Origin of the sequence: Niameybacter massiliensis, assembly GCF_001282685.1 — a bacterium.
In the GTDB taxonomy this organism is placed as follows: Bacteria; Bacillota; Clostridia; order Lachnospirales; family Cellulosilyticaceae; genus Holtiella; species Holtiella tumoricola.
On the sequence record NZ_LN875035.1, the window covers coordinates 302,018 to 326,985 of the forward strand.

General features: G+C 35.4%; 26 protein-coding genes and 1 riboswitch. All 26 genes read right to left on the minus strand.

The features are described from left to right. Positions 1–20: 20 nt before the first annotated feature. On the minus strand, positions 21–803 hold the full coding sequence (gene modB, locus BN2390_RS06960; protein WP_154668792.1) for a molybdate ABC transporter permease subunit: 783 nt from the start codon (positions 801–803) through the stop codon (positions 21–23). Further along, on the minus strand, positions 793–1,275 hold the full coding sequence (gene moaC, locus BN2390_RS06965; protein ID WP_053983636.1) for a cyclic pyranopterin monophosphate synthase MoaC: 483 nt from the start codon (positions 1,273–1,275) through the stop codon (positions 793–795). The genes modB and moaC overlap by 11 nt, the downstream gene beginning before the upstream one ends. A gap of 18 nt (positions 1,276–1,293) precedes the next feature. Beyond that, positions 1,294–2,496: a molybdopterin molybdotransferase MoeA gene (locus BN2390_RS06970; RefSeq protein ID WP_053983637.1), complete on the minus strand. Its 1,203-nt coding sequence runs from the start codon at positions 2,494–2,496 to the stop codon at positions 1,294–1,296. A gap of 2 nt (positions 2,497–2,498) precedes the next feature. Then, the gene (locus BN2390_RS06975; RefSeq protein ID WP_053983638.1) at positions 2,499–3,524 is read right to left on the minus strand and encodes a molybdopterin-binding protein; all 1,026 of its coding nucleotides are present in this window, start codon (positions 3,522–3,524) and stop codon (positions 2,499–2,501) included. A gap of 102 nt (positions 3,525–3,626) precedes the next feature. After that, a riboswitch (molybdenum cofactor riboswitch) is annotated at positions 3,627–3,766 on the minus strand. Between the two features lie 91 nt (positions 3,767–3,857). Further along, a complete protein-coding gene (locus BN2390_RS06980; protein WP_053983639.1) occupies positions 3,858–4,742 on the minus strand; it encodes a DMT family transporter in 885 nt (294 codons plus the stop codon). A 47-nt stretch (positions 4,743–4,789) separates the two neighbouring features. Continuing rightward, positions 4,790–6,187, minus strand: a complete 1,398-nt coding sequence (nhaC, locus tag BN2390_RS06985) for a Na+/H+ antiporter NhaC (RefSeq protein WP_053983640.1) — start codon at positions 6,185–6,187, stop codon at positions 4,790–4,792. Between the two features lie 24 nt (positions 6,188–6,211). Next, positions 6,212–8,263, minus strand: coding sequence for a molybdopterin-containing oxidoreductase family protein (locus tag BN2390_RS06990; RefSeq protein ID WP_053983641.1), 2,052 nt, complete (start codon positions 8,261–8,263; stop codon positions 6,212–6,214). Next, a complete protein-coding gene (locus BN2390_RS06995; RefSeq protein WP_053983642.1) occupies positions 8,263–8,751 on the minus strand; it encodes a 4Fe-4S dicluster domain-containing protein in 489 nt (162 codons plus the stop codon). The genes BN2390_RS06990 and BN2390_RS06995 overlap by 1 nt, the downstream gene beginning before the upstream one ends. A 17-nt stretch (positions 8,752–8,768) precedes the next feature. After that, on the minus strand, positions 8,769–10,016 hold the full coding sequence (locus BN2390_RS07000; protein ID WP_053983643.1) for an NAD(P)/FAD-dependent oxidoreductase: 1,248 nt from the start codon (positions 10,014–10,016) through the stop codon (positions 8,769–8,771). A 187-nt stretch (positions 10,017–10,203) separates the two neighbouring features. Further along, complete coding sequence (locus BN2390_RS07005) at positions 10,204–11,082, minus strand: DMT family transporter (protein ID WP_053983644.1); 879 nt, start codon at positions 11,080–11,082, stop codon at positions 10,204–10,206. Positions 11,083–11,356: 274 nt separating this feature from the next. Next, on the minus strand, positions 11,357–11,731 hold the full coding sequence (locus tag BN2390_RS07010) for a hypothetical protein (RefSeq protein WP_053983645.1): 375 nt from the start codon (positions 11,729–11,731) through the stop codon (positions 11,357–11,359). 12 nt (positions 11,732–11,743) lie between these two features. After that, on the minus strand, positions 11,744–12,364 hold the full coding sequence (locus BN2390_RS07015) for a PadR family transcriptional regulator (protein ID WP_053983646.1): 621 nt from the start codon (positions 12,362–12,364) through the stop codon (positions 11,744–11,746). A 185-nt stretch (positions 12,365–12,549) separates the two neighbouring features. Beyond that, the gene (locus BN2390_RS07020) at positions 12,550–13,461 is read right to left on the minus strand and encodes a glycyl-radical enzyme activating protein (protein ID WP_053983647.1); all 912 of its coding nucleotides are present in this window, start codon (positions 13,459–13,461) and stop codon (positions 12,550–12,552) included. An 8-nt stretch (positions 13,462–13,469) separates the two neighbouring features. Continuing rightward, on the minus strand, positions 13,470–15,731 hold the full coding sequence (locus BN2390_RS07025; protein ID WP_053983648.1) for a pyruvate formate lyase family protein: 2,262 nt from the start codon (positions 15,729–15,731) through the stop codon (positions 13,470–13,472). 114 nt (positions 15,732–15,845) lie between these two features. Further along, entirely contained in the window at positions 15,846–16,664 is an 819-nt protein-coding gene (locus BN2390_RS07030) for a helix-turn-helix domain-containing protein (RefSeq protein WP_053983649.1), read from the minus strand. 187 nt (positions 16,665–16,851) lie between these two features. Beyond that, on the minus strand, positions 16,852–17,064 hold the full coding sequence (locus BN2390_RS07035) for a zinc ribbon domain-containing protein (RefSeq protein WP_053983650.1): 213 nt from the start codon (positions 17,062–17,064) through the stop codon (positions 16,852–16,854). 89 nt (positions 17,065–17,153) lie between these two features. Continuing rightward, on the minus strand, positions 17,154–17,672 hold the full coding sequence (locus tag BN2390_RS07040) for a flavodoxin domain-containing protein (RefSeq protein WP_053983651.1): 519 nt from the start codon (positions 17,670–17,672) through the stop codon (positions 17,154–17,156). A gap of 72 nt (positions 17,673–17,744) precedes the next feature. Then, on the minus strand, positions 17,745–17,933 hold the full coding sequence (locus BN2390_RS07045; protein WP_053983652.1) for a YwbE family protein: 189 nt from the start codon (positions 17,931–17,933) through the stop codon (positions 17,745–17,747). Between the two features lie 105 nt (positions 17,934–18,038). Beyond that, positions 18,039–18,977: an ABC transporter ATP-binding protein gene (locus BN2390_RS07050; protein ID WP_053983653.1), complete on the minus strand. Its 939-nt coding sequence runs from the start codon at positions 18,975–18,977 to the stop codon at positions 18,039–18,041. After that, positions 18,970–20,040: an ABC transporter permease gene (locus BN2390_RS07055; protein ID WP_053983654.1), complete on the minus strand. Its 1,071-nt coding sequence runs from the start codon at positions 20,038–20,040 to the stop codon at positions 18,970–18,972. Before BN2390_RS07055 ends, BN2390_RS07050 begins: the two co-directional genes overlap by 8 nt. After that, positions 20,037–21,086 (minus strand): ABC transporter permease, encoded by a 1,050-nt coding sequence (locus BN2390_RS07060; RefSeq protein ID WP_053983655.1) that lies wholly within the window; start codon positions 21,084–21,086, stop codon positions 20,037–20,039. The genes BN2390_RS07055 and BN2390_RS07060 overlap by 4 nt, the downstream gene beginning before the upstream one ends. Continuing rightward, entirely contained in the window at positions 21,083–22,771 is a 1,689-nt protein-coding gene (locus BN2390_RS07065; protein WP_053983656.1) for a phytoene desaturase family protein, read from the minus strand. The genes BN2390_RS07060 and BN2390_RS07065 overlap by 4 nt, the downstream gene beginning before the upstream one ends. A gap of 72 nt (positions 22,772–22,843) precedes the next feature. Then, positions 22,844–22,942, minus strand: coding sequence for an NAD(P)-binding protein (locus BN2390_RS21355; RefSeq protein WP_082238659.1), 99 nt, complete (start codon positions 22,940–22,942; stop codon positions 22,844–22,846). A 15-nt stretch (positions 22,943–22,957) separates the two neighbouring features. Next, entirely contained in the window at positions 22,958–23,143 is a 186-nt protein-coding gene (locus BN2390_RS07070) for an FAD-dependent oxidoreductase (RefSeq protein WP_053983657.1), read from the minus strand. Between the two features lie 88 nt (positions 23,144–23,231). Next, positions 23,232–23,666 carry a hypothetical protein gene (locus BN2390_RS07075; protein WP_053983658.1) on the minus strand — a complete coding sequence of 145 codons (435 nt, stop codon included), beginning with the start codon at positions 23,664–23,666 and terminating at the stop codon, positions 23,232–23,234. 52 nt (positions 23,667–23,718) lie between these two features. Further along, complete coding sequence (locus BN2390_RS07080) at positions 23,719–24,948, minus strand: NAD(P)/FAD-dependent oxidoreductase (protein WP_053983659.1); 1,230 nt, start codon at positions 24,946–24,948, stop codon at positions 23,719–23,721. Positions 24,949–24,968 lie beyond the last annotated feature (20 nt).

Sequence of the window (24,968 nt, forward strand, 5' to 3'; positions counted from 1 at the left end):
TTTTACCCTCCTTCATATTTTCAAGCTTCTTTTCTATGAGTTAAATACGTTACACTTATAGTCAAACCAAGTGCAAGTAAAAGGAGTATAAAGGCAATTAATAGGGCTTCACTCATACTACTTTCCATGGCACTATAAATGGCTAGAGGTAGTGTCTGAGTCTTTCCTTCTATATTACCTGCAAAAAGCATTGTTCCTCCAAACTCTGCTAAAACCCGTGAAGATGTCATCAAAAGTCCATTGATAATACCATATTTTACAAGGGGTAATAAAATATAATAAAATGCTTCTACCTTTGTGCAGCCCTCTAGTTGTGCACTTTCTAAAATTTCACTATCTACTGTATTAATATGCTCTTCTATTGTCTTTATAAAAAAGGGTAATCCAATAAAAATCTGAACCAGTATAACTGCACCAGATGAAAAAGTAAGTTGAATACCATAATCTGCAAGATATTTACCCACCATACCTTGTTTTCCAAATGTTAAAAGTAAAAAGATTCCTATTACTGCTGGGGGAAGCATAAGGGGGATGGCAAGTAACTGACTGACATATTTTTTCCACTTAAAATCATACATCGCTATACAATAACTTGTGCCTAAACCTACTAATATAATCACTATCATCGCCACAATACTGGTTGAAAGACTTACACCTAAAGCTGATGCGACTCTTTTGAAATGAATTAGCTCAATCTCTTTAACATATTTAGATGTAGCAACACCTATTAGAGGAAGAAGTACTATGCCTATGCTCATACCATATGTACCTAGCCCTACTACTTTCCAAAACTTATCTTTCATTTTTATACATACCACTTTTGCCACCCATTTTTTTTGCTAAGTAGATTGTTTCAATAGACATTCCTTTATCTAATGCTTTACACATATCATAAATGGTTAAAAGACTTGTACTTACACCCATAAGCGCTTCCATCTCTACCCCTGTTTTACCTGTTGTGCGTACTAAACAACTACAATGGATACTTCTTGTTTGTGCATCTAACTCAAAGTCTATTTGACATTTAGTCAGCATCAAGGGATGACACATGGGAATCATATTGCTTGTTTGCTTCGTTGCCATAATGCCTGCTACTCTTGCAACCCCTAATACATCTCCCTTTGTTACTGTACCTTCTTTAATGGCTAAAAATACGGCTTCATTAACCCTTATGCTTCCCTTTGCTAAGGCTTCTCTAGCTGTTTCTTCTTTTTTAGAAACATCTACCATAATGGCTTGTCCCTTTTCATCAAAATGCGTTAATCCTGTTTCCACAATATGCCTCCTATTAAACTATAGTTTAATTACTTTTACGTTAGTTCCTTCTAATATATTTGGGGTATCAGCTTCAATATCTATAAGACAATTACATCCAATCATACTACTTAATACACCGGATGCATGTTCATATGGAATGGTTACATCCCCCTCTTCATAAAGTCCTCTAATCATTCTTCTTTTCTTAGAAACTTTATTAAATGCGCCCTTTAAAACGCCTTCTGCCTTCACTGGATAGACATAGCTTTGACCACTCATCTTACCTAATACAGGCCTTGCAATGCATTCAAAGGTAGCTAATGCTGCAAAAGGATTCCCTGATAAACTAAGAATTAATTGTTTACCTAGTTCCATGGCTAATATAGGCGTTCCAGGCTGCATATTAACTTTCCAAAAAAGCCTTGTTGCTTGAAGTTTTAATATAACTTCATGCATAATATCTTTTTGTCCTACAGATACCCCACCTGTTGTTAAAAGAATATCTAATTGAGGCATCATCTCTTTAATCTTCCTTGCTACATGATCAGGATCATCTTGTTGTGCTTCTAAAATAAGAGGGATCATCCCTAATTCTTTTAATCTCGCTGCAAGTAATGTGGTATTCGCATTATAAATCTTACCTTCCTCAAGGGGTAAGCCTGGCTTTATCAGTTCATCGCCTGTACTCATAAGTCCTACCCTCAACTGTCTTCTAACGCGTACTTTGTTGCATCCCATACTCGCTAAAACACCTAGATGAATAGCTGTTAAAGTGGTACATTTTTCAATAAGCAACTGTCCTTTTTGGATATCTTCTCCTTTATAGCAATAATTGCTATAGGGACTCACACTTTTTTGTACCATTGCTTCCTCACCTTTAAAAACCACCTCTTCTTGACGTATCACTGCATCACTTCCCTCTGGGAGTGGTGCACCTGTCATAATGCGTACAGCTTCACCCATTCCTAGTCTTTTTTGAGAAGCCATCCCTGCAAAAACAGTTTCTATAATTTTAAAAGTCTTTGGATGATCTGTATTTGCCCCTACTGTATCTTGTGCTCGAACAGCAATCCCATCTAGAGGTGAACGATTAAACGGAGGTTGATAAATGGGTGCATAGAAATCTTCCACAAGGTTTCTTCCTAAGGCTTGCTCTAGTTCCACTTCCTCATAGTCCTCTATAAGATTGATCTTATTGCTTAATAATTCAACTGCCTGCTCTAATTCGATTCCTATCATACTTACACACCCTTTCCAAGGCTACAACTTGGGAAAGTACAAGTTGAACAGTTTAGGCATAATCCTCCATGGCCAAGGGCTGCTATATCTTTCTTTTCTAGACGTTCACCTGCTATAATACGTGGAAAGAGTAGGTCAAATACTGTACGTTTAGCATACATTACACAACCTGGCAAACCTAAAATAGGTATTTCTCCCTTATAAGAAAGTAAGAACATGGCACCAGGTAGCACAGGTGCACCATAACTTACAATCTTTCCACCTACTTGTCTAATTGCAGCTGGTGTAACATCATCTGGATCTACACTCATTCCCCCCGTACAAATGACCATTGTAGCCCCTTTTTGAATCCAAGCTTCAATAGCTTCTGTAATCTGATTTGCATCATCTGGTGCAAAAGTTTGACCACAACACTCTAGACCATATTCTTCTAACTTTCCTTTAATTACACTTCCAAAAGTATCCTTGATGCGTCCATAGTAGACTTCATTACCTGTTGTTACAATCCCTACACGATGTTTGGTATAAGGCTTAACACTTATAAGTGGCTTAGTACCAAAACGCTCTCTAATCTGTAACATTTTTTCTTGGTCAATTACTAAAGGAATAACACGCATCCCTGCTAATTTTTCACCCTTTTGAACTGGTGTATAACGATGTCTTGTTGCAACTACAATTTCTTCAATTCCATTAAGTTCAAGCAGGCGGTCAACATCTAAATCTAAAAGCCCTGAATACTTAGCAAAAAGTTCAATTTTACCTTCTTGAATGGACCCATTCGTGCAAGTACCTTCTCCAGCACATACCTCTTTTAAAATAAGAGCAGCTTCATTCTCATGCATTTTAGATGAATCATATTCCCATACATAGAGATGATCTTTTCCTACACTTAGAAGCTTTTCGATATCCTCTTCCTTAACTTGATGCCCTTTTTTAAAAAGTACGCCTTTCTTTTCATCCTTTATAATTTGAGTGATATCATGACATAAAATATGTCCTACAGCCTGTACTGTCTTTATTTTTCTCATGTTTGCAACCTCTTTCTGTTAGTTATCACTTAGAGAAATTTATGCTTATAATAAAAATGCCCAAATCTCCTTAATCTAGAGATTTGGGCACACAAAATAAACTCATAACGTTTATAATCCCCTTTACAAATAAGGAAGGTCAAGACGTTTCCAACTTGGCCCTGTGAACGACTCTCTAAGTGTTCAGTCTAATCTTTCATAGAATATTCCGTAGAAATATTAGATCGGAGACATTTGTTAAATGTACTTTATTTTAGCATGTACTTTCTATTCTATTAAGTATTTGCATAGGTATTCTAAAGCTTTTATACCTTATCTATAAATACTATACTTTTATTGAGATATTTTATATTTATTCTTCCACTCTCTTAAAATTAAGATAACACCTACAATAATAAGAACAGTACCAAAAATTTGATTTCCACCAATAACTCTTTTTCCTTCAATCCATACCAATGCAATATTAATAATAGGCCCTGCATTTAAAAATAGACTAATGCCTGTTGGACTTAACTTTCTTAGCGCAAAACTATTTAAAGTATACGCTATTGCCGACCCACCTATCCCTAAATATAATAGCTTCATAGTTAAAGACCAGTCTAATGGGATTAAAAAAGTTTCATCCATTAAAACACTTGGTAAAAATAGAAGTGTATTCAATAAGAATTGAAAAAAGATAATCGTTGTTGGGCGGTATTTAAGAACCAATGGTTTTTGGATAAAATAATAAATAGCCCATACAACGGTTGCAGAAACTTGTAGGATATACACTCCTAGTGTTTGATCTGTACTTATTGTATCAATTAAAAAAATACTGCCTATTACACTTAAGGCAATGCTAATACTTTCACGCTCTGTAAATAAGGTACCTATTATTAAGCATTCTATAAGCATCATTAAAACGGGCTGCATACCTGATACAATAGATAAATCGACTACTGGAAGTAAGGCAGTCGCTCTTCCACTTAAAATATAATAAAATGCTCCACCTAATAACCCTCCTACAATAAGCCTTCCCCTATCTTGTTTAGCAATCTTTTCTCTTTTTCCTATTGTAATCCACCAAGCACCTAGTACAACAGTAGCAATAAAAAAACGATTAAAAGTTAAGACTTGATAAGATATTTTTTCAAGTAAATCTTTTATAAGATAAAAAGATGTCCCCCACAAAAAAGCTGTGAAAGACATCCCTAATATAATCAATCTATAGATATTCATTCATAGTCCTCATCTCATATAGTATCTATGGTATTATATCTTTTTAACTACTCATTATCAACCTTGTTTCTAAATATAAAAATCCCCATATAAGCAAGTAAAATGGTAAGTAGCGGATTGACTAGATTAAAAAAAGCATAAGGTAAATAATCTAAAGTTGCTACACCTAATGTATTGCTAACAAAAGCTGCCGCCGCCGTCCACGGAATAAGTGGATTACAAAGTGCTACACCTTCTACAATCACTCGGCTTAGCATGCTTCTTTTCATATTTCTTTGATCATAGGCCTCTTTATATAAGCTACCACTTAAAATGACCGGCAAATACATATCTCCCATTATTGCATTGCTCATAATTCCTGTTCCAATCGTTGTTGTAATGAGTGTTGCATCTCTTTTAATAGGTTGAATAAGACGGTTAATGAGTACATTGAGTACACCTAACCCTTCTAACACTCCACCTAAATTTAAGGCTAAAAAACCTAAAGTAAAGGACCACATCATGCTTGAAATACCACCTCGCATAAGAAGTGTATCTACAATTTCATTCCCTGTCGGTGTTGTATAGCCTGCGTATAAACACATAAGTGCTTCATTGATAGGTGTTTTTTGTATAAGGATTGCTACAATTACAGCTACAAGACTTGAAATAGTAAGTGCTAATACGGCTGGTACTTTTTTAATAGACATGATCAAAAGAATGATCATAGGAAGTAAGGCCCAAATACTTATATGAAATACACTGTCTAACCCTTGCATTAGCTGCTCTATACCCTCTTGATTACCTACCCCACCAGAATACTTTAATCCAATTACTCCATACATGATTAAAGCTATAAAGAAAGCTGGGACTGTTGTATAACTCATAGTTTTAATATGGTCATAGAGGTCTGAACCTGTAGCTGCTGTTGCAATAACAGCAGTATCTGAAATAGGAGACATTTTATCTCCAAACCAAGCACCCGATACAATCATTCCTGCAATAAGTGGTTCAGGAATCCCCATATCCATACCAACACACATACTAAATACTGCAACACCTACCGTTGCTACTGTTCCCCAAGAAGTTCCCATAATAAAAGACGTTAAGCAACATACTACAAACCCTGCTGGCAAAATAATATCTGGATTTATTATTTGTAATCCATAATAAATGATAGCAGGTACAGTACCAGAGGTAATCCATGAACCTATTAAAGTTCCTATTAATAGGAAAATGATTAACCCTTCTGCTACTTTCCCCGTACTTGTAGCCATCCATTCAACAAGTGTTTTCCACTTATAACCTGCTAAATACGCTGCGCCCCAACTAAAAAGTAATGTGATAAATACAACCACTACAATATCTAATTTAAGCCAGAGAATACCCGTTGTTAAAATACCTATTATGCTTAATAATGTGATAACTGCAAAGTGAAAGCTCACTTTATTTGTTGTTTCTTGCATCTGTAGTCCTTCCTATCTAGCTCATTAAGAGATTTTTTCAATATTAACTTCTACAGATTTAAGCGCTGGGAATCCTGAGATTGGGTCACGTCTATCATCTGGCATAATAAGGTTAACATTGGCGTCTTTCCATCCATGGGTAATTTGTACAGAACCTGGATGTATTTCTTTTTCATGAAGTACCAATACTTTAATTTCAAGACTTCCAATTCTAGAAGTTACTCTTACACGGTCTCCTGTTACAACACCTAATGCTTGAGCGTCTACTGGATGCATTTCTATTTCAGCTTCTGGACAAGCTCTGTTAATTTGAGGAATATCTCTGTATCTTCCATGGAAATACATATGTTTACGTGCACCTGTCATAAGGAGGTATTTAAATGCATTATCTTCTGCTAAATATCTTGGACGTTTGTATACAGCTAATGCATCATAACCAAAACTTGCCACATAGTCTGAAGTAAATTCAATTTTACCACTTGGTGTATTGAAAGATTTTTCACCTTTTTGAGCTTTTACTTCATATTTTTTATAAGTTATTGGCTTATAGTTGTAGCCTCCTGGGTATTGTCTAATTGTTTCTAATGATACACCTGTTGGTTCTACTAACCATTCATTTAAGGCATGTTCATCTGCCCATGGGAAGTACTTGCCTGCTCCTAGACGTTCTGCCAGACCTTTAAGGAAGTCATATTCATTTTGTAGTCCAAAATCTACTACTTTCTTTGAAAGTGTAACACATTGGAAAGTACTTTGATAATGGAGTTCTTCTCTTTCTAAATAAGACGCTGCTGGTAATACATAGTCTGCAAGCTCAGCTGTTTCTGTCATCATAATATCCTTAACAACTAGTAAATCTAATTGTTTAAAAGCATCTATAACTTTGTCTGCACGTGCATTGGTTAAAACAGGGTTTGCTGCACTCAAAATTAAGCCTTTCATTGGATAAGGTTTTTCTGTTAAAATAGCATCCATTAGTGTAAGGGTATCACATTCACCACGCATATCATAAATAACTGGATGCTTATCTGCACCAATTGGTTCAAGATGTTTAAGTGGTATTTCATCATTTAATTCTAAGTGAGATGGACCAAATCCTTCAGTACAAAGCATACCACCTTTAATATCAATAGCCCCCATTAAGGCATCTATGTAAGTTGCAACACGTGTATTATTGACACCATTTTCTTGATGTTCAAGACCTGTTCCTACCCAGCTTGTAATATGAGGTGCTTGAGAAATAAATAATTCTACTAAAGCAAATAATTGCTCTTGTTTAATCCCTGTCTCAGCTTCTACAAATTCAGGTGTAAAGCTTTGTGCATAAGCTTTAAGGTCTTCATATCCTACTGTATATTTATTGATGAAGTCATGATTTACTGCATCTCTTACAATCAATTCACGAATAACCCCCCACGCTAGAGCACCATCTGTCCCTGGCTTTGGTTGTAAATAAAGATCTGAAATTCTTGCACTTTCGTTATACTTTGTATCGATTGTAACAAATTTCCCACCATTTGCACGTGCTTTATTCATTTGTTGTGTCCAGTCAGAATGTGCTACTGGTGCATTCGTTCCCCAGTTTACAATAAGTTTTGAATTGTCATAATCTGCAGCTGGCCAAGTTCCATATACTAAGTTAAAACCTATGTAACGTCCTGCATAGCACTGTGTATCATTTGAGAAGTAGTTTGGTGAGCCAATTGCATGGATAAATCTTCTATAAAGTTCTTCTTGTTGACAAAAACCAATCCCTTCTCCCTTCCAAACACCAATAGCTCTTTTGCCATACTGCTCCTGAATGGCTTGCATACGCTCAGCAATCTCATCCATTGCTTGCTCAAGCTCTATTTCTACAAAACCATTCTCTGTCTTTTTAAGTGGTTTTTTTAATCTTTGAGGTAAGTTAATCCATGTTGCACCAGAGCTTCCTTTAATACATGTTCTTCCTCTACTTGCAACATGTTCTTCCATACCTTCAATTTCTACTACTTTTCCATCTTCAACATGAACATCAATACCACAAATGGTACCACACATTCTACAATAAGTTTTTTCAATTTTTCTTTCACCCATTATTGTTCACCTCTACACTCTTTAGTCTTTTCTATAATTGCAGTATCTGCTTGTTGTCTTCTAAACTTAAAAGCTTCTTCTGATTCTACAAATTGAAGTGCACCACCAATACAATGTTTTACACATTTTGGATTTCCATTACATAAGTTACATTTGCGACTGACTAATTTCTCATGATCAAAATGGATATTTCCATATGGGCATGCAAGCATACACATTTTACAGCCTGCACAACGTGTTTGGTCAATAATAACAGCGTTTGTTTTTTCGTCTCTTGAAATAGCCCCTGCTGGACAAACATTTAAGCACCATGCATCTTCACAATGAAGGCATGTCATAGGAATTACAACACGTTCATCAATATAATGATTAACTTTAATATTGGATTGTGTTCTCTCACATGTATCGCCTGTTTTTGCAAAAGCACATGCTAACTCACAGTTTCTACATCCTACACAGTTATCAGGATTCATTGTTATCATTTTCATTTTTTAGTTCCTTCCTTCTATATGTTTAAGTTTCTAGCAGAATGAAATGCTTTAATTTGTAAAAACATCTCTAATTTCTCAGGTACTGTATCTACTTTCACCTTGTTACGAATAAGTGGTCTAAGTTTCCCTAATAATGAGACAGCTTCTGTACTTCCTACTAAACATGCACCAACAACATACTCACCTTCATAACATACTTTTAGGTAGCCGCGTTTGCCATCATCTTCAAAAATATGTATTGTTTCAACTTGATTGTCCGTAAACTTACCAATAGATGCTACTGTTTTATCGTACATTTGCGTTACATTCATATTAAGGCTACCTTCATATTGGTACTCTATTCCTAACATATTAAGTGCAGCTACTTTACCCATCTCAATTGCTGTTGGCCAAAGTGCATGTATCACATTTTTCTCTCCAAAAGTAGTTGGACCTTGTGCTACATCTCCTGCACTATAAATATCTGGTATATTCGTTTGCATGTAAGCATCTACTAAAATACCTCTATCTACTGCTACACCACTTTCACCTATAAGTTGGGTATTGGGACGAACCCCTGCACCTACAATGATAAAATCTACTTCTACTGCTTCTTGTTCTTTTAAATAAACTTTGAAAGTACCATCTGCTTGCTTTTCAATACGATCTGTCAAAGTACCTAATCTCAGGTCAACACCATTTTTACGAATACTTTCTGTAAGCACATTCGCTCCATGCTCATCTAGTACACTCGGCATAATACGGTCTGCTAGTTCAACTACTGTAACTTTAAGATCTTTTACAACAGCTGCCCACGCTGCTTGGAGGGATACAAATCCTGAACCAATAACAAGCACACGATTACCTGCTTTATAGTAAGGCTCTAATTGTTCTGCATCTGTTTTGGTCCACATATGGTAAATACCTTCTTGATTAATCCCTGGAATAGGTGGACTCATAGCTGAAGAGCCTGTAGCAATGAGCAACTTATCGTAAGCTACTTCATTTCCTCCTTCAAGGATGACATTTTTATTATGAGCATCAATCTGTGTAACGTTGCCTTCAATGTATTCTACTTTATTGTTTTCATAATACGCTTTATTGCGTATAAGTAATTTATCATGTGATAACTTCCCTCTTAAAAAATAAGGTAGAAGTACCCTTGAGTAAGCAAGTCCGCCTTCTTTTGAAATAATGGTTATTTTACTGGTTGAATCATATTTTCGAACGGTTTCTAATGCCGATAGTCCTGCTGCGCTATTCCCAATTATTACAATGTTCACGTTTCAATCACCTTCTTGTTATTTTTTTATCAGGGTAATTATAGCATTTTCTCTTTTTGTATCTTGCTAAATCAAAACATGTCCTAAATAAATTCTACTAAATATAAAAATTTTATCCCTTACGCCCATTGAGTAGAAAATAAAAAGACGTAGCTATTCTACGTCTTTTATTTTAGAATTTTTATTATTATGATTTTTTCTTAAAATCTACTGTAGCTAATGTAACACCTACTACTGTTAAAAGAATACCAATACCATTTGTAAGTGTTGGATATGTACCATAAAGCACAACACCTAGTACTGCCGTAATAATTGGTCCTGCATTTAAGAATAAAGAACTTGTTGTTGCACCGATTCTTGGAAGTGCAAAGTTGTAAAGTACAAAGCATAATCCTGAACAAACAAGTGCGAGGTAAACTAAGTTAAACCATTGAACACCAGTCATAGCTGACCAGTTGTTATTTTCTAAGAAAAATGATGGTGACATTACAAGTGTACCAATAGCAAATTGATATACATTCAGTGTAATAGGAGAGTATTTTTCATTCAATGGCTGTTGTAACACTGTATATCCACACCACATACATGTACTTATAAACATTAAGATATAACCTACAAAGCTACCACCTTGGCCGTCTATTACACCTACTGTTAATAAAGCCCCTACAACACTAAGGATAACAGCTATTGCATTTTTCTTTGTAATCGCTACTTTAATAACAACTGCCTCTAATATAATAATAATAATAGGTTGAATTGCTGAAAGTACTGATCCTGCAGATGCTGGAATTAAGTTGATTGCATACATACTCAATGGATAGTAAATTGCAATTCCAATTAATGCATTAATAAAAACTTTTTTTCTATCTTCTTTAGCAATCTTTTTATCTTGTTTTGAAGCAAAAAGAATAACTATAAAAGCTAATGTTGCAATACCAAAACGAGCAGTTGCTAACGTAAAGGGACCAATTGTAGTTCCAATTTCTTGAATACTATAAAATGATAATCCCCAGAAAAGTGCAACTAATGCCATAGATATAATACCCAGTATTTTTTGATTTTTCATAGTGCCTCCTTAAAATTCATGTATCTACATTGTTATTTTTTTAACTTCATCATTATAACAATATACCTATTATCATTCAGTCATTTAGGATAAACACTTAAATATTAAATACTAAATCTAAAATTATTATACCTTTTATTATTTTAAATAATATGATCTCTTAATCTCATCCTGCATAAAAAGCTGATTCATACCAAATAAAAAGGATTTACTTGAATACCTTCATAGTAGGTAAAATAAGTAAACCCTTTTTCTTATACTTTTTTTTATAACATTACATCTGCATCCCCACACTCCAAAAGCATATCGCTGCAACTAAAGATAATGGCGTCATTACATAGCGTTCCTTTTTGCTTTTTGAAGATAAATTCATAAGCGTATTCAAAGATAAATAGACTGCATAAAAAATACAAATCACCTGGGTTACTTTAGCTGATAACCATAAGTCCATATAACCACCTGCTTGTAACACAATGATAATGGCAAAGATTTGAATCACTAAAGAAACGACCGCCATTATTCTTAAAGCCTTTGGTAAAACTTTATATTGTCCTCCCATAGTAAACTCACCTAATGGTGCACCACATGCTACCAATACTGTCATGATCACAATTATTCCAAATAAAATAGCGCCTGTTATTGCCAACATCCATTCCCCTCCTTAGTTTTCTTTTTCTTTCTGAAGAATTCTTTCATAAAACACAATATCCTGTTCAAGACGTGCCAGCCCGTATTCTAAACTATACATCTGATAATCATAAATATTTTGTACTGCCTGATGAAGGGAATCTTGCTCAGAAATCATTAACAAATGATGTGTTAACTGCTCATCTTCTTTTATACGCTCTACGTTGACTTCAATCGCATGCGCTTTGTTCTCTTCTACATATGCTTGTATAGTACAAAGCTTCTCTTTTTCTTTTACCAAACTTTGAATATATCCCTCTAGAGATTGTATACGTACTTCTTTAGGTACCATCCCTAAGAAAAAGAATTTACCTTCCTCCATATTTTTAACTTTCTCAAGGTTCATAGGCACTTCTATCCATTCTCTAAACTGTTGTGTTCCTTTATCCGTTATAGAATACTCCTTTTTCAGTAAGTTATTTTCAATATACTCCCTAACCTCTACACACTCTTTACTTAATAACTTCTTAATCGCAGTCTGTATACTTCCTAAACTATCACTACATACTGTGGTTAAATTTTGCCCAATAAACATTTTGATTTCGTATACGGTCATGCTTTTTATTAAAAGTAAACTTAAAATAATATGCTCCATCTATTTTTTCCTCACTTTTACAGTGTATTTATATACCTAATAGTAATATTACTATTAGGTATATTTTTTGTCAACATTACCTGTAAGCACTTTTTATGATAAGAGTCAAAATGATAGTACATAATCATATCAATAAAAAAAGCTGGTCTATAACCGAAGTTATAGACCAGCTTTTGATAAAACCACTATAGGTTAATCTGTATGTTTGAACATCCTTTTGCTTGGCAATACGTAAGCCATTTTTGTTTTTCCTCTTTAGTAGGCTCTCTAAAAGTTTCTTGCCCCATTCCTACTTGTAGAGCTTTAGATACCCCTAATTTATGATAGGGTAGAAGCTCAATAGATTCTATATTGGTATAATGCTGCCCCATTTGTATGATCCCATCAAAGTGTGCTTCTGTATCATTAATCCCAGGAATGATGGGACATCTTAAGATAACTTTTTTACCTTTTTCCCTAAGGAAGTTCATGTTTTCATCAATCAGTTTCGGTGAGACACCTGTGTAAGCTAAATGGGCTACTTCACCTGTTATTTTGTAGTCTAATAAGAACAGGTCTACTTGATCTACAATACGTGCAAGATTTTCTCTTTTTCCAAATCCACTTGTTTCTACACATCTATGAATGCCTGCTTGGCCACAAGCTTCTAGTATTTCAAGGACAAAATCTGGATGGGACAGGGGTTCTCCACCTGAAAGGGTCACGCCACCTTTAGATTTTTTGTAAAAAGGTAAGTCCTCCTTAACAATCTTCATGACTTCTTCTACAGTCATGACTTTTCCAACTTGCTCTAACGCTCCCGTCGGACAAGCCTTGATGCATGCACCACACTGGATACACTGCCCATGTTCCACTTTATGTTGAAGTTTTCCCTCTTGGCTTATAAACTGATGAACCCCTTGTGTACAGGCAAGAGCACACTGTCTACAGTCTATACATTTTGCCTCCATATAACGGAGCTCGGGTAAGAAGCTTTGAGATTCTGGATTATGACACCACTTACACTTTAAGGGGCATCCTTTCAAAAAGATGCTTGTTCTAAGGCCTGGTCCATCATAAATGCTACAACGATTGATGTCGAGTATATAACTTGTCATAGTCCCTCCTAGTAAGCTGTTCGTGCTAAGATTTCTTGTTGTGTCTCTGGATCTAAGGTAATAAATCTCGCTGAGAATCCACCCACACGTACCATAAGATTTTGATACTTTTCTGGTTCTATAAGTGCTTGTTGCAAGTCTTGTTGGTTTACCACAGAAATATTACCTTGTTGACCGCCCAGTTCAAGGTAGGTTTCTAATAGGCATTTAAACTTTTCCCTTTCACCGTTAAATAACGCATTAGAGAATTTAAGATTGGTATTGGCACCTGCATGAATAGAAGTATCTAGTTTTACTAAGGATTGCATTAAGGCTGTAATTCCTTCTTTATCCATACCTGAATAAGCTGCATTTCCATTAGACAGATAAACACCATCCTTACGCCCGTCTGGTGTAGCACCCACCCGTTTACCCAGTAAGACATTCATATTATTATTAATCATGACCACAAGTAAAGAGTCTAGATTGGTCTTAAAGCGTTGATTGCGAATACTATGACAAACATGCTCATGGACTTCAACAGCCATCTCATCTGCTAAATCACTATTATTACCATACTTAGGTGCTGCTACAAGAAGCTGTCTTTCCTTTTCATATCCTTCAAAGTTTACTTGTATCATTTTTACAAGGTCTTTCATACTAAAGGCTTGATCTTCATAGACCACCTTTTTGATTGCGGCTAAGGAATCTGAAACCGTAATATTGCCATAAGTCTCTACAGTCCCTCCTAAGTGGTATAATCCCCCATTAAAAAGTCCTTTCCCACGTTTGATACAGTCATCATGTAAAATACTTAGAAGTAAGAAATTACTTTGTTCACGACATTTGTTATAAACAAGCTCTTGGACCTTCCCACAGTAGTCTGTAAAGAAATCTATCTGTGCTTTATAGCGGTCCATCATTTCTTCAAAAGTAGTCGTCTCAGTAATCGGTGGCATCTTTAGCCCTATTTGCTTACCACTTACTGGGTCCACACCTTCATTTAATACAAGTTCAAGCGCTTTTGGCATATTTAAACAGGTATTCGGTGTACCAATACTCTTATTGGCAAGCATATATTCACCACATCCAAAGAAAGCATATTGCTCAGCTACTTTTCTTGGAACATCCATAGCACGCATCGTACTTGGAATATTCAAATCATCATTGTACAGAATAGGGAATGTATTGCCTTTACCCAGTACATCTAAAGCTTTATTATAGACCTCTTCATTCATCCCTTTATAATATCTTAAGCTCACTTGAGGATATAAAATTTGTCTACCATCAATAGCCTCTAAAATAGCCAGTGCGAGTTGGTCAGCTGCCTCTTCATCTTCTCTGCCATAGCCTCCAATAATACAACGGGTATCACGTTGGAAGCTTTCTTCATAAATTGCAAAATAGTTGATGATATAGGCTTTTGCTTCTTCTTTCGTTAAGATCCCCTTTTGTAAATCGTTTACATAGAATGTGCCTAAATAGTCATCCATACGTGCAATTTCTGTTGTACCTGCACAAATACCATAAAGTAAACAAAGTTGCATCGCTTGATGGAAGGAATGAGGTTGTTTTTCACTAATATGTTCTAAGGAGTGAATAATCAGTGTTAAACGTTCTTTTTCTGTCTCATCACTTTGTAGAAGTTCTTGTTTGAGTAAATGAGCACGGGATTTAGCTAGTTGTTGCATGGCTTTTAAAACCTTTATCATACCTTCATATAACGCTAATGCCTCTTCATCTTTGGTACTCACTTTTGCCTTTTCAACTTCATCAATAAGTCCTTGCAAACCAAGTCGAGTAAGCTTTTTAAAATCTAAGTGTGCCCCTGCTATACGATACAATGGATAAACAGCGCCAATTGCGGTCATATAAGTATCTTCTGTTAAATGTTGGTGCCAGTCCTTAGGAAAAGCTTCTTTAATATGATGATAGGTTTCTTCTTGCTCCCAAAAGCGAATGGCATCTAACGCTTCTTGTATCTCTATTTCACTATATTCATTGGACGCTTTCATTTGTTCAACAATGGCATAAGAACCTTTAACATCACAACAATAGCATAATTTATCAAAGCCATCTGCAACACCCTGCCCAATGACAAGGGGATAAAAGCCTATGCGATTCCCTTTAAATCTTCCTCCAAAATAGTCCCCTTCTTTACGTGCCCCTAAAGTATAAGGCATTTGTACTTCCATACAAGCAGCCTCTCTTAATGCTTTAGGTGCTGCCTGATACTTTTGATACGCTTTTGTAAAAGCTAATTCGGCTTCAAATAGTCTTTCTTTTTGCATAGCTCTACTCCTTTTATTATGTAATCACCTCTAAATAACTGTCTTTATTATAGCTATAAAAAAAAGACATATCTCCCTCTTGGTTGATATGCCTTATACTATATTGATATTTCTTTAATAAAATGTTTTTCTATAACGTTCCCTGTATTGGGTAGGGGTAGAACCATATTTTTCTTTAAATCGTTTATTAAAATAGGCCACACTATTAAAACCACATTGATAAGCAATCTGGACAATAGATTCCTTGGTGGTGGTCAAAAGTGTACAACTGTATTTAAGTCTATGGGCATTGATCAGCTCTGTAGGCGTCATCTGGTAATACTGTTTAACCACACGGGTTACATGCTCTTGAGTTTTCCCGCAACTTGTAAGAAAAGCTTGAAGGCCTTCTTCCATAAGCTGTCCTTCTTCTAACTTCTTACAGGCTGCTTGTAGCCAACTTGGACCTTTTCTCTCTTCATCGCCCTCATAAAGTTTTTGAAGTAAAAGGTCCATCAGTAGACTTTCTACAACATAAGAGGCGAACTCCGCTTCATAATGTTGAATCAACTTCTGACTTTTACTTTCAAATTGTTCAAAAGCGCCTGTACCTAACTCATCTACCTCCCACATTTTCCTACCTATGAGTTTGGCAACAGGCTGAATAAGAGACTCAAAGTACTGCTTTTCTATAGCTATATTACGTAATCTATTAGGGGCCGTCTCAAGAGCATAAACACGGTGAAAACATTGTGGCTTTAATACTTGATACATTCCCTTACTCATTTGCTGCCTTTGCCCATCCCATTCATGAACAAAGATTCCTTCAAGAATGACAAAAAACTCATAAAAATCATGGTGATGTCCTAAAGTATAATCATGTGCTTCTAACACCAAATCGGCAATATGAATCTTACTACAATCTAGGCAAAAATCCTTGAAATATAATTGCATATTTACGTTCCTCAGTTTAAGATATTGTTTCATTTTTATATGAATACTTATTTATACACTTTAGCATGTTAAGTACTGGTTCATCAATAATAAACTCCAACTAAAAAAGATCTACTTAAATACCTACCAAACTAGGCAATATGAGTAGATCCCTTATAGATTATTGACGCCTTATGGGTTAATGGGCTCAGCCTCCAATTAAGAAGTCTAAGATATTCCATCCATCACTAGACTCGGCTTTGTAAAGCTCGGTATACCCACATCTGCTACAACTGATTGTGATGAACTTCTTATTTTGTACATCAAAAATCTTTGCAAAGTTACCACCTGTTGCTTGAAACTGATCAGATTCATAATGTTCATTCCCACACTTTGGACATATGTATTGCTTATTTTCCATATGTTTTCCTCCTTTCTTAATAGATACAGTACATCACATGAAATACTTACACCTTTTAATAGTACCATATTCTATTTTATTTAATCTTATTATACTCTATTTACACAATTTATTAAGTCCTTAATTTTTGCTTGATCACATACATCATAGGATTTTTCCATGGCTTCTAAGGCTTTTTGATCTGCTTCGGACTTATTCTTTTGCTTCTTAAGTATGGTCACAAAACATTTCATCATAAGCTTATCTTTAAAGCCCATTTTTTCATAGTTCAATCCACTTCTAAAATAGAAGAAAGGTATGTCTTGGTTTTGTGATAAGTTACTTGACTTTACACGTTCCACTTCTTCAGTCTGTTCTGATCCTGCACCTGTTGCAAAAACAATGAACTTTTTATTAGACCATTTGGCAAGGTACTTTTGCATCTTCTTTAGTCCATTGATCCTCCCCGCATAAATCCCACCACCAAATACAATCACCTCTGCTTGATCTATAGCTGCTTGATCTACCTTATCTAGTGGTATAGCCTGGCATTTTAGTCCCTTTGCAATCCACTCAGCATATTTTTTAGTAAAACCTGTTTTTGATGCATATAAAACAACTGTCCCCATTAGAATCATCTCCTTCTTGAGTAGTATATGCCCTATAATACCCTCTTTACCATTAAAATCTAGTTCTATAACTTATACTTCTTTTACTCTTCCTACAATGCCGCTCTCTAGCATTACCTTGATACCATGATGGTGTTCAGGAGAATTTGTAAGAATTCTCTTCACTATACCTTCTGTCAGTTTCCCTGTGCGTTGATCTTGCTTTTGAACAACTTGAACTGTTGCCCCTATTTTAATATGACTTCTTTTTGTTCCATCCATGTTATTGACCTCTCTTCTTTTACTCCTACTCACTATACAATAAACCTAATATTTACCACAAGGCATTTACAAATGAAAATAAAAAAAGTAAGGCTTAATACCTTTCTATTCATGAGAATGGATAAGTTTTAAGAACACTTGATCTAATGAAAGAGGCGAAATTTGAAGATCTAGTATACCCATTCCTTGCTTTTGCAATTGCATCATTAGGAGTGGTAGGTTTTTAGCAGGTTCATTACAGTTTGCCACTATTCTATGGTGATTGGATAGGGTTGGTTCAAAGGCTATAGGCAGCTGTCTTGTAAATATCTCTAAACTATTTCTTATGGATCCATCTATTAAAAGACTTATTTGATGAGTATAAGGTAGAAGCTGCTTGATTTTAGGAATACTCCCTTCTGCTAAAACCATACCCTTATTTAAAATTGTCGCATGATCACAAAGGAGTTCTACTTCTTCTAGATAGTGTGAAGTATATAAAATACTACAGCCTTGTCTATTTAAATCCTTGATTTGTTGTAAAAGATCATCTCTAGATACGGGATCTAGGCTAGCTGTTGGCTCATCCATAATAAGAAGTTTAGGCTCATGAACAATGGCACATGCAATATTAAGGCGCTTTTTCATTCCTCCTGAAAAAGTGTACGGAAAACCATTACGTACGTCCCATAAGTTAACCTTTTTCAGTGCATTTTCTACTTTTGCTTTAGCTTGCTTATAGTCTAGTCCATAAAGCCTGGCAAAAAGCATTACATTTTCTATAGCTTTTAAATCTTCATACAACGCATATTCTTGAGGAACAATACCCATTTGTTTTTGAATACACTGTCTATTGGTTTGAATAGGCATATCAAAAAGTCTACACGCTCCACTATCAAAAGGTAATAATCCACTTAATAAATGAATAAGTGTAGATTTGCCTGAACCATTAGGCCCTAGTAACCCATATAGACTACCTTTTTTAACTTGAAAGCTAATCTCTTTTAGAGCACAATGATGACCATAATACTTGGTTACTTTAGAAAGAGAAATAATATTATCCAAAATCTTTAACACCTTGCCTTTCTAGTGTCACTTTACCTATTGTAAATAGTATGATACATCCTATTAAAAGTAGTACCAAACTCTTTGTCCATGTACTATAAGGCTGATTCTGTTCAAGCTTAATGGCGATATCCATTAGATAATATTGAGGAAAGTACTTACCTACCTGCTCAAGTATAGGATGCATAGAATAGGTAGGCCAAAGACAACCTGATACCATGGCACTGGGTAAAATAATAAGCATATTTAAAAGGGCTAAGTGTTCTTGTGTGGTACTCAATGCAATAAGTACTACACCAAATGCCAAGGAAATCACTAACATTAATACCAGTAAGAAAACTAAATGTCCCAATGCTATAGGATAAGAAAGGGGAATAAGGCTACATAGTACTACTAATAAAATGATTTGAAACATACCTAGCCCACTTATCCATAGAAGATGCCCCTTTAAATAGGTAGAATAAGAAGTTGATGTACTCAAGATACGATGATAAATCAAATTTTTACGTTCTTCTATCATACCGCTTAATACCGTTGTAGTCATTAGGCTCATTAAAATCATAGTAAATCCTACATTCTTAGAAGGGATACTGGATTGATCATTGGTCTCATAAAGCTTAATTTTTTCACCATTAGAAAACAGAGCGGCTGTAGAGGTTAGCGTCCCTAGAATTTGCCCAACTAATACCTCTTCTACGCTCTCTTTAGTATAAAAAGTATGTAAAGATAAAGGTGTTTTTGATTGTAGTGAAACTTGAAAGTTTGCTGGAATATGTACGACTACTTGCACTTCTTCTGTAACCAGTGCCTTCTCTATCTGCTGGGAAGTTAAAGGCGTAATAAAAAAATGATAGTCTGTTTCAAGTCTTTTTATAAGTTGTTTAGAAGCTACTGAGCAATCTTGGTCCCAAACACCAATAGAGGTGATGTTAGATTTATTTAAATGCCCAAATAATAGAGGTAAATATAAGGCAATAACAGGTATAAAAACATAAATGAATAGGCGTATCTTATGATTTAAGGCCTTTTTAAAAAGATTGATAGCAAGAACAAATGCCTTCATCTTCTCACCTCCAATTCATAGCTGGTACGCCAAAGAAGTATGAAGCTTATAATACTTTGTATAAGGATTAATATCCATCCAAGTCTATACTCCTTTTCATAGATACTTGAAAATAAAGCTGTATTGGTATAGGTTAATGGAGATAAAAATGTAAGAGGATATAAGCTAAGCTGCTTCATCTGCCCCAAAGGAATAAAGGCCCCTCCTAAATATCCCCAAAACATAATCATGCCTAGGAGTATAAGCCAAGCACTTTTAGTATCTTTCAACCTATAACCCATCATTAAACCTAAGCTAATGGCAAAAAGTCCTTGACTACTTAAAATGAGTAGTGGCATCAACGGATAAACTCCCCAATTGATACCATATATCCTATGACTCAATGCCATGATACACAGAATTTCTAGAATAAGAAGAAGTCCACTTCCTATCCATTTCCCCATCACTATGTTCCTTGTAGAAAGACCTACACTTTCTAGCTGTTTGAAAGTTTTATCTGTACGTTCTTTAATCATACTATAGGCTCCTGTAACACTCCCAAACATAACAGTCAGTGTAATAAGTGTAATCCCATAATACTGAATAATCCCATCCCTCTGAGTTGGATAAAGTAAATGTTTTGAAATAGTAGATGTTGTATATGCATCTGTTTTTTCCTTTAATAAATTGATAAAACGAACAAGATCAAGAGTATCCTGTTTGAGTGTATTATTATAGTAAATAGAAAGTGCACCTTCTTGGTCAAATCTTAAAATAATATCTTCATAAGGATGATAGGTTGCTCTCTCAAAAGGTGTTACTTGATCATAAACTGATTTTAAACCTTCTACTAGATACGAAGCATTTGTATGCCAAACGGATTCTTCTACTGCATATTTTAGACTTACTGCGTCAAGCTTTTCAGACATAGGCTCCATATTTGAAAAGCTTAAATTCAAGATTCCTATAAAAAGGAGAGGCATTCCAAGCATAATGAGAATCGTTCGTGCATCTCTTACTCCTTGAATAACTTGCTTTTCTATAAGAATGATTAATCTTCTCATCATTCATTTAAACCCTTAAGGAGTGCATGGATAGGAACTGGATACTCTTGTGTGGAAGTAATACAACTTGACATACACTCACACTTTGAACAAGATAAGCATGGAAAGTGACCTTCTGGTAATTGTCTATATGCACCTACAAAGTTACCAACAGCCATTCTTCTTAAGATGCCACTAATAGGCATATGTATAGGACATCCTTGCTCACAGCTAGGCTGTTCACAAAATTGACATTTAAGAGCTAAATGGGCTAGGTCGTCTTCTTCTTTCACTGTACTCATATGAAGCTGTTCTTGTTTAAATGGGGGTGGAACAATTGTAACATAATTAGCTTTACAATCCTTACTACTATAGGGTTGGAGGCCTAATTGTTCCAGTATCACATGAGCTGCTCCAATCCCTGACACCGTAACAGCTGGTGTGCCTGTTCCCATTACCGTACCCTCCCCACAGCATACAAGCCCTTTAATAGACGTTAAGGTATGCTGGCGACGTAACATATGCTGTCCCAACATTTGCTTCGGACCTGCAACAGCACCTTCATGCTTAAGTATATAACGTTCTAAGGAAGATGGGGTTGCCAGTTCTAAATGACATAAATGCTTAGAAAAACCTGGAAAACGCTTCTCGAAAATTTGTAAGATACGCTCTATCTCTTCCTCTTTTTGTACTTCATAACTTGGAGAATGATAAGCAGACTCATCTGAATGCGGCCATTTTCTAAAGCTAGGTCCAATAGCAACAAGTACATGAGCGTCTGGTGGGCAAAGTGTTTCATCATCTAGACTTAAAAGATACATAGTAAGTTCACTCTCAGCAATATGACTTTTCTCTGTAATAAACATCTCAATAGGTAAGGTATCTTTGGGAATAACAGATTTTTCTACTTGTGCAAAAAATACAACAGAAGGATATGTAGGGGCTAAACTTTGTGCCCACTTCAATGTTTTAGGAGAAACTTCATCCTTTAATAAAGTATCGTAAAGTGACCATATGTTCCCACCATATACAATATGATTACTAAAGTAAGTCTCTCCCGTATGTGTGGTGACACCATAGGCGGCGCCTTCTTTAACTAAAATACGGGTAACTTTTTGGTTATAATAACAATCTCCCTTATTCGTCTCAATGACCTTTTCTAATTTCCCTACCAAATGAAGCGTTGAACCGCCTGGATAATAACTGCCACCATAGTGGTTATCTACAAACATGACTGATCCAAGCACAGCTGGCGCTTCCTCTACTGTAGCATAGCAATAGGTAGAGGTCATCTTATCAAAAAATTCTAGTATTTTTTCTCCCTTAAAGTATTTTCTTAAAAGGGACTTAACATTTTTATTAAGGTAACTTAAAAATTTAATGTAGCTAAAAGGATGTTGTTTAAATTGAGCAAAATTTTGTTCTTTAGGTACCACATCCGGGGGGATAAAACAAGGTGTTTGGGCAATCACCTTTTGATAAAGATCACCCATATCCTGATAAAAAGCGTGTAATCCTTTTTCCTCATCGGGAAATACGCGTACTAACTCTTTAATAAATGCATCCACATCCTCATGAAAGATAATACGCTCTGAACCAAAATGAACAGCATATAATGCCTTATGCTTAACCATTGTAATAGGTTCTTCTAATACATTAAATACAAAACGATGTGGATTAAAGCCTGTTTCGTTGAAACCATATAGCATTGCCGCACTTTGTTCAAAAATTGCACCATTTCGCTTAAAAATCCCACAAGAACCACCAGACTTAGAGTGGGCCTATAAGAGTGCTACTTTAAGGCCCCTTTTTGCTAAGAGTGCACCACATGTTAAACCTGATACCCCTGCCCCTATAATGATTGCATCATAATGTTCCATACAATCCCCCTTATATTAAGCTTGTCTTTTCTTGTAAGATATATGCCTTCGATATAATATTTNCTTAAAAATCCCACAAGAACCACCAGGCTTAGAGTGGGCCTCTAAGAGTGCTACTTTAAGGCCCCTTTTTGCTAAGAGTGCACCACATGTTAAACCTGATACCCCTGCCCCTATAATGATTGCATCATAATGTTCCATACAATCCCCCTTATATTAAGCTTGTCTTTTCTTGTAAGATATATGCCTTCGATATAATATTTATGAATAGCTTAATAAAATAAGTTACCTATAAGTATTTACGAAGATCTTTGCCTAACGTTTCTTCTATAGAAGCTAGTTGTATGCAAATATCCTGAGCTTTCTGATCAGCTGCTTTATACTGATTGAGATATTTATATAAGGATTTTACCCCCATATTGCATCCATCTGTAATAAGGTCTGCAACAGTAGCATCACTATTATCCATACTCATTTTCATGTTCGTTTTAATCCATGACATTCCCTTTGCAATACTATTAGGCTCTTTTTCTTGCCCTTTCTGTTTTGCCAATAATAGATGAATTTCATAATCTATCTTTTCATGATGGGCTTTACTTTCACTTAATAAGTGTTTCATCTGAGTATCTGTAACTTTCTCTAATATCTCATCAATTGAAGCAACTGCCATTTTAGTACCTGCATCACATTCTTGAAGTAGTTTTATTGTATCTAAATTTTCCATAGTCATTCTCCTTAATATTTTATTTCCACTTATAGGCTCTATTCTACTCGAACTAAAACATACCCCTACCATCAAACCTATCTATTCTGAATAAGTCTAAGTCATCATCCTTTTCACCTTTATAGAGCTTAGAGAGCATGAGCCCACCTAATATAGCAAATAAGATACCATTTGCTCCATATCCTAAGCAGTACCAAAGATGCTGATGTTTTGTATCTGGACCTATAAAACCTAAGTTGTCTTGAGTAGATGCAAATGCACCACAATAGGTATACTCTTTTTCAATATCCGGTATATTAGGGAACATCTCCTTTATCTTCTGTTCTAATCGATCATAACGTTCATCTGCTGCTTGTTCATCAAATATACCAGGATTAAAAGGTATATCCTCACCACCTGCTAAGATTCTATGGTCTTGTGTGGTGCGATAATAGTGATAAGGATCATTATTATCGCGAATGAGTACCTTATTCATCCATCCCTCTAAGGTACTTACTGGTTTTGTTGCTATATTGTACGTTACTGTCTTCGTACCAAAATTTCTATTACTAAACCTACCTGTATCATATCCTGTGGCTAAGATCACCTTCTTAGCTTTAACCTTGTGTCCATAAACTGTTTCTAGTTCCACCCCTTCTGCTAAATAGTTGATTTTAATAACCTCTGTGTTTTCATAAATGTTTAATCCTTTTTGAGCACTTACTTCTAGTAGTTGATGTGTATATTGATAGGGATCTAGCTGAGCCCCTCCTTCATGTGAATAAACACCTCCCTTTAATTCAAAACTAAAAGGATTATTTTCACTACCTATAAAATCTACTGGTAATCCAGCCTCCTTTCTCACCTTATACTCTTCTTCCATTTGTGCACTTTCTGCTTGTTTGTTGGTGTAAAGAAGTGTATCTCTTTTTGCATACTCACACTGATTCCCATAAACCTGAATAAAGTTATCAATCTCTTTTAGTGCTTTTAAGCCTAACTTATAAGAACGAACAACATTTTGTAGAGATGTGTATTGTTCTAGTTCTCTTGCATTACTATCTAACTCGTATTGCAACAAAGAAGTTGTAATACTGGTGCTTCCATGAGCAATACGTGATTTTTCTAACAACGTACATCTAATACCTGCTTCACTCATATAGTAGCTTACAATCGCACCTGTTACCCCGCCACCTATAACTACAACTTCTGTTTCTATATCTTCTGTTAGATAAGGATATTGCCGAGGTACTTGATTTACTTTTGTAAAAATAGCCTCTCCTTGTGCATAATGTAAGTCCATTATTATACGCCCTCTCTTTA